This window comes from Microbacterium sp. VKM Ac-2870, from assembly GCF_015350795.1.
Taxonomy (GTDB): domain Bacteria; phylum Actinomycetota; class Actinomycetes; order Actinomycetales; family Microbacteriaceae; genus Microbacterium.
The window spans coordinates 65,866-80,577 of record NZ_JADKSH010000002.1; the positions used below are offsets into that span (position 1 = coordinate 65,866).

Consider the following 14,712-nt stretch of genomic DNA (forward strand, 5'->3'; position numbering starts at 1 on the left):
CATGACCGACGTCGTCACCACCTACGCCGACCTCGCTCGACCGGACGCGTTCACGCAGGAGGGGCTCGGCTGGGTCCCGTGGCTGCTGCCCGTGGCCGAGGACGAGCTGACCGACGCTCAGCGCGACGCGCTCATCGAGCCGGCCCGCACGAAGATGCCGTACTTCCGCCTGCTCGCGCGCGATCCCGAGGCCCTGCGGGCGCGCACGCTCACCGACCTCGACATCTTCTACAACGTGTCGGGAGGTATCGGTCGAGCCGAGCGCGAGCTCGCCGCGGCCGCGACCTCGCGCCACAACGGCTGCGTGTTCTGCGCGTCGGTGCACGCCGCGGCTGCCACCCGCGAATCGGGTCGCGAGGCCGATGTGCAACGCCTGCTCGACGAGGGGGTGGAGGCCGACCTCGGCGACGAGACGTGGAACGCGGTGGTCGCGGCATCCGTCGCCCTCGCCGACACACCGCTCGGCTTCGGCGACGCGGACATCGCACGGCTGCGCGCGGCCGGCCTCGACGACGCCGAGATCGTCGACGTCATCGGCGGCGCCGCCTTCTTCAACTGGGCGAACCGGTTGATGCTGTCACTCGGCGAGCCCGAGGTTCCCGCCCGCCGCGCATCCACCCGCTAACCCGATACCGAGGACACTGATGAGCATTCCCACCCTTCTCGACCACGTCGTCATCGCCGGGCCCGACCTGGCCGCACTCGTCGACTGGTTCGCCGAGCGCACCGGTGTGGTCGCCGCGCCCGGTGGCGCCCACCCGACCGGCACCGCCAACGCGCTCGTCGCACTGACCGTCGACGGTCAGCGCGGCCCCCAGTACATCGAGCTGATCGGACCGAACCCCGATCGCCCCGAGCCCGAGCTGCCGGAGACCTTCGGGATCGCCACGCTGGCCGCGCCCAGCGTGCAGGCGTACGCGGTGCACCCGACCGACATCGAGGCCACCGTCGCCACCGCGCGCGCCGGCGGCTACGACCCGGGAGATGTCAGCGATCTCTCCCGCCGCACCCCCGACGGCACCCTCCTGGAGTGGCGCCTCACCCGTGGCGAGAACCGCCGCCTCGACGTTCCGTTCCTCATCGACTGGGGCACCACGGCGCAGCCGGGCCTCAGCGACATCCCCACGATCGAGCTCGTCTCGCTCGTGCGCACCGAGCCCGACACCTCGCCGCTGCAGGCGATCCTCGCCGCCTATGGTTTGGGGGACGGGCTGGCGGAGGTCGTCGCAGGCGCAGCGTCCGCGTTCCGTCTCACGCTGCGCCGCGCCGACGGCGAGCTCGTCGAGCTGTGAGCGTCGACGCGGCGTCGTCGTCGGCGGTCGACACGGATCTCGCGGCCGCCGTCGAACGGCTGCGTCCCGAGCTCGCGCGGCTCGCGCGCGAGCTGTACGACCATCCCGAGATCGGCTTCGAGGAGCACGCGTCGGTCGCGCGCATCGCGGCCCTGCTCGCCGCGCACGGGGTGGATGCCGAGGTGGGCGCGTTCGGTCTCGACACCGCCCTGCGGGCAACGGCGGGCGCGGCATCCGGCCCGCACTTCGCGATCATCGCCGAGTACGACGCCCTCCCGGGCATCGGTCACGCCTGTGGACACAACATCATCGCGGCCGTCGCGGTAGGGGCCTTCCTCGCGGCGGCACCGGCCGTCGCCGAGATCGGCGGACGCCTGTCGCTGATCGGCACCCCCGCCGAGGAGAACGGCGGCGGCAAGGAGCTGATCATCCGCGCCGGCGGCTTCGACGACGTGGATGCCGCGGGCATGGTGCACCCGTCGAGCGGGTCGGGCACCAGCTCGGTGCTCGGTCAGCGCACCACGGGTGTGCGTCGGGTCGCGGTGACCTTCCACGGGCGCGCGGCCCACGCCGCGGGCGCGCCGTGGCTCGGCCGCAACGCGCTCGATGCGGTCGTCACCGCATATCAGAGCGTGGCGCAGCTGCGCCAGCACATCCTGCCGAGCGACCGCCTGCACGGCATCATCACCGACGGCGGGGCCGCGCCCAACATCGTTCCCGAACGCGCGTCGGCGCTGTTCTACGTGCGCTCCGCCGAGGTCGGGCAGCTGCGCGATCTCACCGATCGCGTCGTCGCCGTGCTCGAGGGAGCCGCGCTCGCCACGGGGACCCGCGCCGAGATCGACGTCGACCCCGTGCCGCCCTACCTCCCGCTGCAGACCAACACGGCGCTGACCTCGCGGTGGACGCAGGCCTTCGCGGCGCGCGGTCACGAGATCCCGGCACCGGCCACCCCGCCGCAGGGCGGGCCGTCGACCGACATGGGCAACGTCAGCCGCATGGTGCCGTCGATCCACCCCTCGCTCGGACTCGGCGGCCCCGACGATGTGTTCCCCCACAATGCGGCCTTCGCCGACCTCACCGTGCTCCCGGCTGCGGTCGACGCTCTGGTGGATGCCGCGGCCGCCCTGGCCGCGACAGCGGTTTCCTACGCCGCCGACCCCGAGCTGCGCGCCGCCGCGGCCGCCGAGTTCGCGGCATCCGGGGGACCCTCTCGCTGGGAGGAGTGACGCGCCGCCCCTGGGTGCTTTCCGCCCGACGACCTCCGCAGGTCGCGACGAACTCCGCACGCTTCTGCGGCATCCGCTGCGGAGCTCGCGACATTCTGCGGAGTTCGCGCCCGCGGCGGCAGGTTCCGCGTCAAGGGGTCTGCCGCATCTGACCGCGCGGGGCAGGATGGTCGCATGACGATCGAGGTGTGGGCGCCGCGCGCGGCGCAGGTGCGACTGCGACGGCCCGGGTTCAACGATGTCGATCTCACCCCTCGGGATGCCGGGTGGTGGACGACTCCCGTGCGGCTGAACGCCGGCGCCGAGTACGGCTTCGTCCTCGGCGACGGCGACGTGCGCCCCGACCCGCGCTCCCGCCGCCAGCCCCGCGGCGTGCACGACCTCTCGGCGTGGGACGACCCGGCATCCTTCGCCTGGACCGATGCCGCCTGGACCGGGCGCCAGCTCGCCGGCGGTCTCATCTACGAGCTGCACCTCGGCACGTTCACCCCCGAGGGCACCTTGGATGCCGCGATCGAGCGCCTGCCGCACCTGGTCGACCTGGGCGTCACGCACGTCGAGCTACTGCCGGTGAACGGCTTCAACGGCACCCACAACTGGGGCTACGACGGCGTGCTCTGGTACACGGTGCAGGAGGACTACGGCGGGCCGGAGGCCTACCGACGCTTCGTCGACGCGGCACACGCGGCGGGGCTCGCGGTGGTGCAGGACGTCGTCTACAACCACCTCGGGCCGTCCGGAAATTATCTGCCCGAATTCGGGCCGTATCTGCGTGACGGGCAGAGCAATGCGTGGGGCTCCAGCGTCGATCTCGACCAGCGTGCGGTGCGCGACTACATCATCGACAACGCGCTGATGTGGCTCGGCGACATGCACGTCGATGGTCTGCGGCTGGATGCCGTCCATGCCCTGCACGAGTCGGCCGGCAGCCCTGTGCACATTCTGCAGGAGATCGCCGAACGCGTCGATGCGCTGTCGGCTCACCTCGGACGACCGCTGACACTCATCGCGGAGAGCGACCTCAACGACCCGGTGATGATCCTCCCGCGGGAGGCCGGAGGATACGGGCTGACCGCCCAGTGGGTCGACGACTGGCATCACGCCGTGCACGTCGCCCTCACCGGCGAGACCGAGGGCTACTACGCCGACTTCGCCGACCCGCAGGCGCTCGCCAAGACCTGGACCGGCGGGTTCTTTCACGACGGCACGTTCTCGTCGTTCCGGGGTCGCGAGTGGGGAGCGCCGATTCCCGATGCCGTCTCGTCGTGGCGGCTCGTGACGTTCGCGCAAGACCACGACCAGATCGGCAACCGTGCCGCCGGCGACCGCCTCAGCCAGTCGCTGTCCTCCGCGCGGCTCGAGGTCGCGGCGGTGCTGACCCTGTCTGCCCCCGGCACGCCGATGCTGTTCATGGGGGAGGAGTGGGGCGCCTCGACGCCGTGGCAGTTCTTCACCTCTCACCCCGAGCCTGAACTGGCCGCGGCGACCCGCGAGGGACGCACGGCCGAGTTCGCCCGGATGGGCTGGGATGAATCGCTTGTGCCCGACCCGAACGATCCCGCCACGTTCGAACGGTCGAAGCTCGACTGGTCGGAGCTCGATGCGCCCGCCCACGCCCGGCTGCTCTCGCTCTATCGCGCGATGTCGCGGCTGCGCCGCACGCACCCCGAGCTGACCGACCCCGATCGCCGCGGGCACGGTGCCGAGAGCGGGGGAGCGGGGCGGTGGATCCTCCATCGCGACACCGCGGCGATCTACGTGAATCTGTCAGCGCAGCCGTGGACCATTCCGCTCCACGGGCGCGAGGTGTGGCTCGCGACGACCACGGTGGATGAGTGGACGGTCGAGGCCGGGCCGCTCGTGCTCTCGCCCGATTCGGCCGCAATCGTGGGCACCGCGGTCGAACGTGCACCCGCACCGAGTCGCACCTCCGCGGAGTACCTGCCGGTCGGCTGAGCGCCGCGCTCTCGCCTCTCCGTCCGCCTCGCGCTGTCAAGGGTCTGGCGTGCGGCGGCATCCCCTCGTACCGTGAGGCACATGGACGCTCCCGCCCGCCCCGGCACCGACCTCGCCCGCCAGATCGTCGTCATCTCGTCGGTGGTTTTCATGATCATCGCCGCGATGGTCGGCACCGGGCTGTTCGGCGGGACCAACGTCCGCGACCTGCAGGGCGGGGCGCTGGATGCCGATTCCACCGTGCTCGCGCCCGCGACCTCGGCGTTCTCGATCTGGTCACTGATCTACGTGCTGATGATCGCGTACGCGATCTGGCAGGCGCTCCCCTCCCAGCGTGGGCGCGAACGTCAACGTCGTGCGGGCTGGTGGATCGCCGCGACGGCGGTGCTGAACGGCGGATGGCTGCTCGCTGCGCAGTTCCTGACCCTTCCCGCGACGGTCGTCGCGATCGTCGCGCTGTTGGCCGCGCTCGGCGTGACGATCCGGCGCCTGGTGCACACGCCCGCTGAAACGTGGGCCGACCGCCTTTTCATGGACGGCACCGTGGGCATCCACCTCGGATGGGTCAGCCTCGCGACCGTCGCGAACGTCACGGCGTGGCTCGCCGCCGATGTCGTCCCGGCGATGGATGCCGACGCACAGCAGCTGTGGGGCGTCATCGTTCTCGTCGTCGTCGCCCTCGTCGGCATCGCTGTCGCCGTCGGCACGGGCGGTCGCATCGCCCCCGCTCTCGCGATGACGTGGGGACTTGTCTGGATCGGCGTGGCCCGCACGAGCGGTGAGCCGCACGCGCCGGCCGTCGCCACGGCGGCATTCATCGTCGCCGCCGTCATCCTCGTCACCGCGGTGGCCGCGACGCTCCGCCGACGCGCGGTGGCCGCGACGATCGGCGACTGAGCGAGCGTGCCGCGAGCACCGTTGCGGCGATCTTGCTCACGACGGGTCAGACCTCGCCGCGTCGAGGTCGCGCAGATACGCAGCGTTGCCGCGGAGCGCGGGCTTGTAGCGCTCGAGCTCGGGGGCGTCGAGGTGATCGGCGACGAGCTCCAGCAGGGTGCCGAGCGCGGCGTGGACGTGGCCTGCCGCATGCAGCGTGATGGCCTCGAAAGCGATGAGAGAAACCGCATCGGGAAACTCGCTCCGCGCGTGCGCGAACAGCGCGATCGACTCCTCGAATCTGTCGAGGTTTCGAAGGGTGCTGCCGAACTGCAGCAGGCAGCGACGCCGGATGTCGCCGCTCAGGCCGGCGTCGAGCGCGCGCTGATAGAGGCCGACCGCAGTGGCTTCTTCTCCGGCCGTGTCGTACGCTCCGGCGAGTTCGTAGAGCACTCGCGGGTCGTCGGGATGCTCGTAGTGGATGGCCGCTACCGCCGCGATCGTCGGTGCCATGTCATCGCGATCGCGCGCTGCGAAGATCGCGTCGAGCTCGGCGTGCACGCTCTCGTCCATGCCTCGATCCTGCCATCGCGGCGCGCGCGTGGCAGATGCCCCTTGCCCGGTTGCGGCCTCAGAAGGTCTGGGCGAACGCGCGCAGAATCCGCACCGGCTCGGTGAGGGAGGCGGCGAGCACACGGGCAGCGATGCGGTCGTAGTCGTTCGCCGCGAAGTAGCCGTCGTCGCGGTACACCGCCATCCGCTCCGTGAAGGCGCGTCCGGTGGGTTCCGGGTGGAACTGGGTGGCGTAGAGCGTGTCGCCCAGGCGATACGCCTGCACGGGGCAGGCGTCGTTGCGAGCGAGGAGCACGGCGCCTTCCGGCATTCGCGCGGTGCCTTCTTTGTGCGCCGTGAGCGCTGAGAACGAGGGTGCCAATCCGCCGAACAGGCGATCGCGCTGCGCGTCGTCGGTCAACTCGATGATGGTCGGCCCGGTGTCTTCGGGATACGCGCGCGTCACCTCGCCGCCGAGGGCCCGTGTCGCGACGCCGATTCCATAGCAGGTGAACAGGGCTGCCGTCTCGCCCGATGCCGCGCTGTGCGCCAGCCGGGAGAGATCGGCTTCGAGGCGCCGCTGGGAATCGGTCTTCGCCGACTCGGGGTCGGTGACGTTGAAGGGGCTGCCGCCGACGACGGCGCCGCGCCACCGCGTTGCGGCATCCGCCGGCCACGGGTCGCGAACGAGGTCCCACCGCTCCAACTGGCTCTCATCGAGCCGCATGGCGAGTCGGAAGGACTCGTATTCGGCGGCCGCCGCCCCTTGCTGCGGACGCGCACAGACGTAGACGAGCGGAGCCATGCGGAGAGTCTAGGCGGGGATGCCACGAGCGTCGCCGCTCCGATGAAACACGGCCATGAAGCACCGCGCCGAAACGGCGATCAGCGGGACGAGTTGGCGGTGCGTCCTCGGACGATCCCGATGAAGACGTCGACCAGCGGGTGGATGTCTCCGCCGGGTGACATCGGCCAAGCCAGCGCCACCGTCGATGCCGGACCGCTCGCGAGGGGCCGGTGGTCGGCGTCCTTGCGGTGGTGCAGTCGAGCCAGCGACATCGGCACGATGACCACACCGACGCCCGATGCCGCGATCGCGATCGCCTCGCCGACGTTCTCGGGCGGCGCGAAGCGGAGCTCCGCAGCGCCGGGAACCTCGACTTTCAGTGGCGGATGCAGCGGCGTGATGACCACCTCACCGGCCAGGTCGTCGAGGGTGAGTTCCTCGGCGGCGGTCAGGTGCGAGTCGGCGGCGAAGACGACGACGGGAACCTCGTCGTACAACTCGATCACGTGCAGGCCGGTCCGGTCGATCGGCAGCCGCACGAGCGCGGCATCGACGGATGCCGAGGCGAGAGCCTCCCGCTGGTCGGCGACGGTGAGGGGCGTCAGCTCAACGGCCACGCGCGGCATGCGCTCACGCCACGCATCGATCCACTTGCCGGGAGTCGCGCCCTCGACCGCGCCCAGACGGAACGGACCCGGGTGCGCCGGGGCTCCTTGCAGCTCGGGGGCCGGGCGTTTCGGGCTCGCCTTTACCGGCTTCTTCTTGCCTGCGCCCTGAGCCGTGCCGGTGGTGCGACGTGCTCCAGGACGCGCCGGTCTTGCGCCGCTGCCGCCTGTTCGTCCTGCCATGCAGGCCAGCGTAGCCGGGGCCTTGCGTGCGGAGCCTGGTCGCGTGCGCTCCGGGGCTCAGGCGGCGAGCCGCAGTCCGCGCTGATCTGTTGCGACGCGCTCGCCGTCGGCGATCAACTCGTCGTCGCCGATGAGGGAGCCTCCGGCAACTCGTGCGTGGGCTCCGATGACGGTGCGCACGCCGATCTTGGCGCGAGGCCCGATGGCGGCACCCGACCCGATGTGCGCGTGCGGGGCGATCTCGGCTTCGGGGCCGATCACGGCATCCGGCTCCACCCATACGCCGCGACCGATGTGCGCGCCCGCGGCGATCTGTGCGCCCGGTTCGACATACGCACCCGCCTCCACCAGCGCAGAGGCGTGCACCTTGGCTCCGTTCGCGACGAGGCCGCGGCCGTTGACATGCTTGCGATAGCGAAGTGTCTGGCCGCGATCGTCTTCGATGTCGATGTAGTTCTTACCCACGAATCCCTCCTGGTATCCGCAACGGTGACGACCGCCGGATCATTCCCACGGTCGGTCCGGTGACGCCGGGTCGTTCTGATGTTGCGATGATGGATGCCGTGACGACACCCGCCGAGGCCGACCCGACGACCGGTCCCACCCTTGTCTTCGAAACCAAGTCGCAAGATCACTCGGTCGGAGAGGACATTCTCGGCATCCTCACAGGAACGTTCCTCGTCTCGCTGGGGCTGCATCTGCTGCATGCGTCGCAGGCGGTGACCGGCGGAACCGCGGGCCTGTCGCTGCTGCTCGGCTACGCCACCGGATGGCCGTTCGCCGTGTTGTTCGCGGTCGTGAACGTGCCGTTCGCCCTCCTGGCGGTGTTTCGACGCGGATGGGACTTCACGCTTCGCACCGTCGTCTCCGTCGCGCTCGTCTCCGTGTTCGCGCCGCTGCACGATGCGCTGTTTCCCATCACCGGGCTGCAGCCGTTGTACGGCACCCTCGCGGGCAACCTGCTCGCCGGTGTCGGCGTGCTCATCCTCTTCCGCCACCGCTCCAGCGTCGGCGGGATCAACATCATCGGTCTCGAGATCCAGGACCGCACCGGATTCCGCGCCGGCTGGACGATGATGATCTTCGACGTCATCATCGTCCTTCTCGGCTTCTTCGTCGTCCCGTGGCCCAACGTCGTGATGAGCGCGGCCGGCGCGGTGCTGCTGAACCTCGTGCTCGCGCTCAACCACCGTCCTGGTCGCTACCTCGGTCGCTGACCGCAGGTCACACGGGCGGTGACACGTGCGGTCACACGGGCGGTCACACGGGCGCCGATTCGGCGCGGACCAGCAGATTCGGACCGCGAACGCCGCGGCATCCGAATCTGTTGAGGTTCTCCGAATCCGCGTGCACCGTGACTGCGGCAGGCGATGTCAGGTCTGACAGACCGGGCACCAGAAGACAATGCGCTCGCTCGTCTCCGAGGCGCCGAGTTCGGTGCGCCGGATGGGCGTGCCGCAGCGGAGGCAAGGCTTGCGCTCTCGGCGATAGACCCAATTCTGTCGACCCGGTCGGGTGTCGCCGGTGAAGGTGCGGGAGGCTCGGTCGCGGTTCGCGCGGATCATCCGGGCCGCGGTGTCGACCAGACCCGCCGCGTCGACGTCGACGGCGGGCGTCGTGGGCAGGATGCCGCGGACGAACAGCAGCTCGTTCGCATACTCGTTGCCGAGTCCGGCCAGGTTGCGCTGATCCAATATCGCGACGTGTACGGCGCGCGGGTCGGCCAGGATCCGGCGGGTCGCCTCCGCGGCATCCCAGTCGGGACCGAGGAGATCGGGGCCGAGGTGACCGACGAGGTCGTCTTCTTGGCTCGTCGGCACCAGATCGACCATCGCTATTTCGAAACCCACGGCATCCACCTGCGCCGTGCCGACGATCGCACGCGCCTGGAACGCGGGCGCGCGCCATCGCTCACCGCGATGGAACACGAGCCACCGCCCCTCCATCTTCAGGTGCGAGTGCAGCGTGAACTCGCCGATGCGCATGAGCAGATGCTTGCCGCGCGGCACGACGTCGTGCACGACCTCGCCGGTGAGATCCGCGGTGGCGTGCCGCGGTACGCGCAGATCGAACCGCGTCACCTCCGCGCCGGTGAGTGCCTCGTGCAGCCTGCGCGCGGTGCGGAAGACGGTGTCACCCTCGGGCATGCACGCTCCCGGACGGAGGAGCGCCCCTGCGGCGCCCGCTCATCGCTGGCGTCGCAGGGTGAGGCCGCGGCTCGACTCGACGAAGCCCGCCGCCTGCAGTGCGCGGCCCGCGGGGGTGCCGTAGACGAACGCGCCCGAGACCTGCTCGACCGTCAATGTGTCGAGTCGTCGCGTGCGCGCGGTGTCGACGAGGCTCGCGGCGGCAGCCGCCAGCACGTCGTCGTCGGCGCTGAAGACGAGAGCGGAACGTCCGCCCCGCTCGAGATACAGCACCAGAGCGCCGTCGACGAGTGTCACGAGGCCGCCGGCCTTGCGACCGGGGCGGTGGGCGACGCCCTCCAGAGCGGGCCACCCGAGCGCCGCGCCATACGGGTTCGCCGGGTCGGTCGCAGCCAGCGTGATCGCGCGTAGCGGTGCCGGATCGGCGAGCGCGGCATACTCGCGCAGGCGATCCACCGAGGCGGATGCCGCGAACTGCGCCGCGCCGAGCTTTTCGATGAAGTACCCGCGGCGGCAGTGCCCGGCGTCTTCGAAGCCCGCGAGCACTCGGTAGGTCTGGGCGAACCCACCCGGCACCCCCTCGGACTGCACCGCGCCGCGGGTGACGACGCCGTGACGCTCGAGCAGCAGGCTGGCAGCGGCCGTGGCGCGCAGGGCGACATCTGCGGAAGGTTCGGGCAGCAGCGACCATCGGCCGCCGATGAGGGGCGGGCGTTGGGGGGTGGAGCGCGCAGCGCTCACCGTCGCGGCGATCGAGGTGCCCCGGAACATTCGCGCACGGGGGGCGCGCCGCGTCGTGCGGTGCGCCTGGGATCCGCCGCCGAGCAGTGCGCGCACCGGGGCGAACGTGTCGTTGGTCACGCGACCCGTCCAGGTCAGGTTCCAGAGGGCGTCGATGGCTGCCTGCTCGCTCGTCGCCTCGGTCATGCCGGCGAGCTGGCCCGCGAAGTACGCACCACCGGTGCTGAGCGCATCGATGATGCGCTGTTCGAGCGCAGACGGCGGCTCCGGGTCGTCGGGGAGCGTCAGCGTGAGCGGCACGGCATCGATCGGATGCAGGGCGATCCACCCGTCACGCCCGGGCAGTGACCCGTGACCCGACCAGAGCACTTCGCCCGTCGAGGTCAGTTCGTCGAGCATCGCCGGGGCGTAGTCGCTCACGCGGCTGGGGAGCACGAGCGACTCCCAGGCGCTGGCCGGCAGCGGCACGCCGGCGAGCTGCTCGATCGTCGCGAGCACCCCGTCGATGCCCTCGAGCGGGCGCCCACCCGTCGAGCCGGCAACGTGCTGCCATGCGGGCAGGAAACGCGCGTACGACTCGGGGGAGACGGGCTCGACCGTGCCGCGGATCGCTGCCAGCGAGCGCAGCCGCAGTCGCCGTAGCACCTCGGTGTCGCACCATTCCAGATCGTCCGCAGCCGAACCGCCGGTACCGTCGGGCGCAGAGGGGCCGGGGTCGGGAAGGAAGAACCCGCTGGACAGTCGCCCCTGCGATTCGAGTCGCTGCAGCGTCTGCCGTGCCACCGCGGTGCCGATGCCGAGTCGCCTCGCGACATCGGCGGTGCGGAAGGGACCGTGCGTGCGCGCGTGGCGGGCGATGAGATCGGCGAGCGGGTCGGCGACGGGTTCGAGGAAGGCCAAGGGGATGCCGACCGGAAGCGCAGCACCCAGGGCATCGCGCAGGCGACCCGCGTCTTCGATGGCAGCCACCCTCTCTACGCCGCCGATGCTCACGCGGATGGCGCGGCGCGCATCGATCAGCTCGTCGAGCAGCGCGCGGGCCGTCTCCGAGTCGACGGCCACGCTCTGAGCCCGCGCGGTGTCATCGTGGCGGTCGAGGGTGGGGTGCGGCGCGGGTTCGAGGCGGGCGGCGACCTCCACAGCATCCATCGGTCCGAGCAGACGCAAGAGATCGGCGACACCCTCTACGCCGCGAGCGCGCCGGCTCGGATCGAGGCGTTGCGCCTCGAGCTCGAACTGCACGATCACCGCAGGGTCGAGAAGCTCGCGCATCTCGACCTTGCCGAGCAGTTCGCCGAGCAGCGCGGGATCGACCGAGAGCGCCGCGGCGCGACGTTCCGCGAGGGGCGAGTCGCCCTCGTACATGAACGCGCCGACGTATCCGAACAGCAGATCGCGGGCGAAGGGCGACGGTTGGCTGGTCGTCGTCTCGACGAGACGGATGCGCCGGTCGCCGATCGAGCGGGCGATGCGCAGCAGAGCGGGCAGGTCGTAGACGTCCTGCAGCACCTCGCGGAGCGTTTCGAGGATGATCGGGAAGGTCGGGTGGTTCTTGGCCACTTCCAGCAGCTGGGCGGACTTCTGCCGCTGCTGCCAGAGCGGAGACCGCTTGTTCGGGTTCAGCCGTGGCAGCAGGAGGGCGCGCGCCGCGCACTCGCGAAAGCGCGAGGCGAACAGTGCCGATCCGCCGACCTCATCGGTGACGAGCTGTTCGAGTTCGTCGGGTTCGAAGACGAACAGCTCCGCGCCGGGCGGTTCACTGTCGGCATCCGGCACCCGTGCGATGATCCCGTCATCGCTGGCCACCGCCGATCCCTCGACGCCGAGCCGTTCGCGGATGCGGGCGTTGACGGCCAGCGCCCAGGGAGCGTGCACGTGCATGCCGTACGGGGAATGCAAGATGACGCGCCAGTCGCCCACCTCGTCGCGCGAGCGCTCGACGGTGAGCGTGCGATCGGTGGGCAGGGTTCCCGTCGCTTCCTTCTGCTCGTCGAGATAGGCCAGCAGATTGCCGATGGCGTTGTCGTCCAACCCCGACTCCCGCAGGCGTTGCGACGCCTTCTCGGCACCGGCCGCCGCAATCTCCCGTGAGAACTTCCCGAGAGCCTCGCCCAGCTCGGCGGGGCGGCCGAGGCCGTCGCCGTGCCAGAACGGCAGCTTTCCCGGTTGCCCGAATGCGGGCAGCACGTTGACACGGTCGTGGGTGATCTCGACGATGCGCCAGCTGGTTGTGCCCAGAGTGAACACGTCGTTGACGCGCGACTCGTAGACCATCTCTTCGTCGAGTTCGCCCACGCGAGCGTTGCGGGTCTCGCCGGCGACGAACACCCCGAACAGACCGCGATCGGGAATCGTGCCACCGCTCGTGACGGCCACACGCTGCGCGCCCGGCCGGGCGGTGAGGGTGCCGTGATCGCGGTCCCAGACCAGGCGCGGTCGCAGCTCCGCGAACTCGTCGGACGGATACTTGCCGGCGAGCAGATCGAGGGTCGCCTCGTACGCCGAACGGGGGAGCGTCCGAAACGGTGCGGAGCGCCGCACGGTCTCGAACCAGCCCTCGACGTCGACCGGACCCACCGCGCAGGCCGCGATCGTCTGCTGCGCGAGGATGTCGAGCGGGTTCTGCGGCACGCTGATCGCTTCGATCTGACCCGCGAGCATCCGCTCCGTCACGACCGCCGTGTGCAGCACATCCCCGCGGTGCTTGGGAAAGAGGGCAGCGCGACTGACCTCACCCACCTGGTGGCCCGCGCGTCCGACGCGCTGCAGGCCCGAGGCGGCCGACGGCGGCGCCTCCACCTGGATCACGAGGTCGACCTCGCCCATGTCGATGCCCAGCTCGAGCGAGCTCGTCGCGACGACGCAGCGCAGGATGCCGCGCTTGAGTTCGTCTTCGACCTGCGCGCGCTGCTCCTTCGACACCGAGCCGTGGTGGGCCTTGGCCAGTTCGGGCGGAGCTCCCGCACTCGATCCGGCCTGGGTCATGGTGGCCGCGGGCACGGTCGGCGCCGGAAGGTCGAGACCGAGGCGTTCGGCGTAGATCTCATTGAGGCGACCGGTCAGCCGTTCGGCAAGGCGCCGAGAATTGGCGAACACGATGGTGGAGCGATGCGCGAGCACGCGGTCGACGATCGCCTCCTCCACGTGCGGCCACACCGATCCGGTGATCTCGCTGGGCTGCGAGGGGGTGAACCAGTCACCGTTGCCTTCGGCATCCGCCTGATCGGGGCCGGCGCCCTCGGTGGCGTGCGATTCTGTCGCGCGCTCGGGAGGCGGCGGCGGGTTGAGCATGTCGGACATCGGCACGACGACGCGCAGATCGAAAGCCTTGGTGGCGCGCGGGGCGACGATCTCCACGGGCGCGGACCCGCCGAGAAAGCGTGCCACCTCGTCGATGGGGCGCACCGTGGCCGACAACCCCACGCGCTGGGCGGCAGCGCGTTCAGGATCGTCACGTTGCCTCAGCGCATCGAGGCGCTCCAGGCTGACGGCCAGGTGCGCGCCGCGCTTTGTGGCGGCGACGGCGTGCACCTCGTCGACGATCACGGTGTGCACGTCGCGCAGTGTCTCCCCCGCCTGCGAGGTGAGCATGAGGTACAGGGACTCGGGGGTCGTGATGAGGATGTCGGGAGGCGCGGAGATCAGCTTGCGGCGGTCGGCCATCGGCGTGTCGCCGGAGCGGACACCGACCGTGACCTCCGGCAACGGGATGCCGAGGCGCCGCGCGGCCTGCCCGATGCCCACGAGCGGCGAGCGGAGGTTGCGCTCGACGTCGACACCGAGCGCCTTCAGCGGCGAGATGTAGAGGATTCTGGTGCCCGCGGCATCCTTCTTCGCGGTTCGTGCGGGGGCCGACTCGGATGCGTGCGCCTTCTCGCGGAACACCCGGTCGATCGCCCAGAGGAACGCCGACAGAGTCTTGCCCGATCCGGTGGGAGCGACGACGAGGGCGTGCTTTCCCGCCGAGATCGCGTCCCAGGCCCCGGCCTGGGCGCTCGTGGGCTGGGCGAAGGCGCCACGGAACCAGTCCTGGGTCGCAGGACCGAACCCTTCCAGCACATCAGCCATCGCCCCATCATCCCGCGGACCCCCGACACGCGGGGGCGTGCTCGCGCGCGGCGAACACGCCCGTGCCGTATTCCGTCTCCGCGGACCGATCATCCCCTCCGTATGCCGGATTTCCGGGGTCGCTCTGTGCCGCGCTCGCCGCGGAGACTGAATACGGAACGCGGATGCCGCGGCACGCGCTGCCTCTTCTCCCGCCCGCTCGTCGCCCGCGCGCTC

General features: G+C 70.8%; 12 protein-coding genes. 6 read left to right on the forward strand and 6 right to left on the reverse strand.

Annotated elements, in window-relative coordinates; translation table 11 throughout:
* Position 1: 1 nt before the first annotated feature.
* From ITJ43_RS04255 to ITJ43_RS04275, 5 genes are all read left to right on the forward strand, one after another.
* A complete protein-coding gene (locus tag ITJ43_RS04255) occupies positions 2–625 on the forward strand; it encodes an alkylhydroperoxidase domain protein (RefSeq protein ID WP_194582600.1) in 624 nt (207 codons plus the stop codon).
* 19 nt (positions 626–644) lie between these two features.
* On the forward strand, positions 645–1,292 hold the full coding sequence (locus ITJ43_RS04260) for a VOC family protein (RefSeq protein WP_194582601.1): 648 nt from the start codon (positions 645–647) through the stop codon (positions 1,290–1,292).
* Positions 1,289–2,521, forward strand: a complete 1,233-nt coding sequence (locus ITJ43_RS04265) for an amidohydrolase (protein ID WP_194582602.1) — start codon at positions 1,289–1,291, stop codon at positions 2,519–2,521. Before ITJ43_RS04260 ends, ITJ43_RS04265 begins: the two co-directional genes overlap by 4 nt.
* A 174-nt stretch (positions 2,522–2,695) precedes the next feature.
* Positions 2,696–4,477, forward strand: coding sequence for a malto-oligosyltrehalose trehalohydrolase (gene treZ / locus ITJ43_RS04270; RefSeq protein ID WP_194582603.1), 1,782 nt, complete (start codon positions 2,696–2,698; stop codon positions 4,475–4,477).
* Between the two features lie 81 nt (positions 4,478–4,558).
* Complete coding sequence (locus tag ITJ43_RS04275; RefSeq protein ID WP_194582604.1) at positions 4,559–5,374, forward strand: tryptophan-rich sensory protein; 816 nt, start codon at positions 4,559–4,561, stop codon at positions 5,372–5,374.
* Between the two features lie 36 nt (positions 5,375–5,410).
* Here ITJ43_RS04275 and ITJ43_RS04280 read toward each other — a convergent pair whose 3' ends face one another.
* The 4 genes from ITJ43_RS04280 to ITJ43_RS04295 all read right to left on the reverse strand — a co-directional run bounded on the left by ITJ43_RS04280 (position 5,411) and on the right by ITJ43_RS04295 (position 8,005).
* Positions 5,411–5,926: a tetratricopeptide repeat protein gene (locus ITJ43_RS04280; protein ID WP_194582605.1), complete on the reverse strand. Its 516-nt coding sequence runs from the start codon at positions 5,924–5,926 to the stop codon at positions 5,411–5,413.
* A 58-nt stretch (positions 5,927–5,984) separates the two neighbouring features.
* Positions 5,985–6,710, reverse strand: coding sequence for a glutamine amidotransferase-related protein (locus ITJ43_RS04285; protein WP_194582606.1), 726 nt, complete (start codon positions 6,708–6,710; stop codon positions 5,985–5,987).
* A gap of 80 nt (positions 6,711–6,790) precedes the next feature.
* Positions 6,791–7,540, reverse strand: coding sequence for a LysR family substrate-binding domain-containing protein (locus tag ITJ43_RS04290; protein ID WP_194582607.1), 750 nt, complete (start codon positions 7,538–7,540; stop codon positions 6,791–6,793).
* A gap of 57 nt (positions 7,541–7,597) precedes the next feature.
* Positions 7,598–8,005, reverse strand: a complete 408-nt coding sequence (locus ITJ43_RS04295) for a transferase (RefSeq protein ID WP_194582608.1) — start codon at positions 8,003–8,005, stop codon at positions 7,598–7,600.
* Between the two features lie 89 nt (positions 8,006–8,094).
* Between ITJ43_RS04295 and ITJ43_RS04300 the strand changes: the two genes are divergently transcribed.
* On the forward strand, positions 8,095–8,757 hold the full coding sequence (locus ITJ43_RS04300; protein ID WP_194583165.1) for a YitT family protein: 663 nt from the start codon (positions 8,095–8,097) through the stop codon (positions 8,755–8,757).
* A gap of 156 nt (positions 8,758–8,913) precedes the next feature.
* On the opposite strand, the gene ITJ43_RS04305 is transcribed toward ITJ43_RS04300, so the two are convergent.
* A complete protein-coding gene (locus tag ITJ43_RS04305; protein ID WP_194582609.1) occupies positions 8,914–9,687 on the reverse strand; it encodes an Fpg/Nei family DNA glycosylase in 774 nt (257 codons plus the stop codon).
* Positions 9,688–9,726: 39 nt separating this feature from the next.
* Entirely contained in the window at positions 9,727–14,496 is a 4,770-nt protein-coding gene (locus tag ITJ43_RS04310; RefSeq protein WP_194582610.1) for an ATP-dependent helicase, read from the reverse strand.
* Between the last annotated feature and the right edge of the window lie 216 nt (positions 14,497–14,712).

Bases quoted from the DNA above. Each gene is read 5' to 3' on its own strand.
- ITJ43_RS04255 (WP_194582600.1), top strand. From the start codon at position 2: ATGACCGACGTCGTCACCACCTACGCCGACCTCGCTCGACCGGACGCG.
- ITJ43_RS04290 (WP_194582607.1), bottom strand. From the start codon at position 7,540: ATGGCAGGACGAACAGGCGGCAGCGGCGCAAGACCGGCGCGTCCTGGA.
- ITJ43_RS04310 (WP_194582610.1), bottom strand. From the start codon at position 14,496: ATGGCTGATGTGCTGGAAGGGTTCGGTCCTGCGACCCAGGACTGGTTC.
- ITJ43_RS04275 (WP_194582604.1), top strand. From the start codon at position 4,559: ATGGACGCTCCCGCCCGCCCCGGCACCGACCTCGCCCGCCAGATCGTC.
- ITJ43_RS04305 (WP_194582609.1), bottom strand. From the start codon at position 9,687: ATGCCCGAGGGTGACACCGTCTTCCGCACCGCGCGCAGGCTGCACGAG.
- treZ (WP_194582603.1), top strand. From the start codon at position 2,696: ATGACGATCGAGGTGTGGGCGCCGCGCGCGGCGCAGGTGCGACTGCGA.
- ITJ43_RS04285 (WP_194582606.1), bottom strand. From the start codon at position 6,710: ATGGCTCCGCTCGTCTACGTCTGTGCGCGTCCGCAGCAAGGGGCGGCG.
- ITJ43_RS04260 (WP_194582601.1), top strand. From the start codon at position 645: ATGAGCATTCCCACCCTTCTCGACCACGTCGTCATCGCCGGGCCCGAC.
- ITJ43_RS04300 (WP_194583165.1), top strand. From the start codon at position 8,095: ATGGATGCCGTGACGACACCCGCCGAGGCCGACCCGACGACCGGTCCC.
- ITJ43_RS04280 (WP_194582605.1), bottom strand. From the start codon at position 5,926: ATGGACGAGAGCGTGCACGCCGAGCTCGACGCGATCTTCGCAGCGCGC.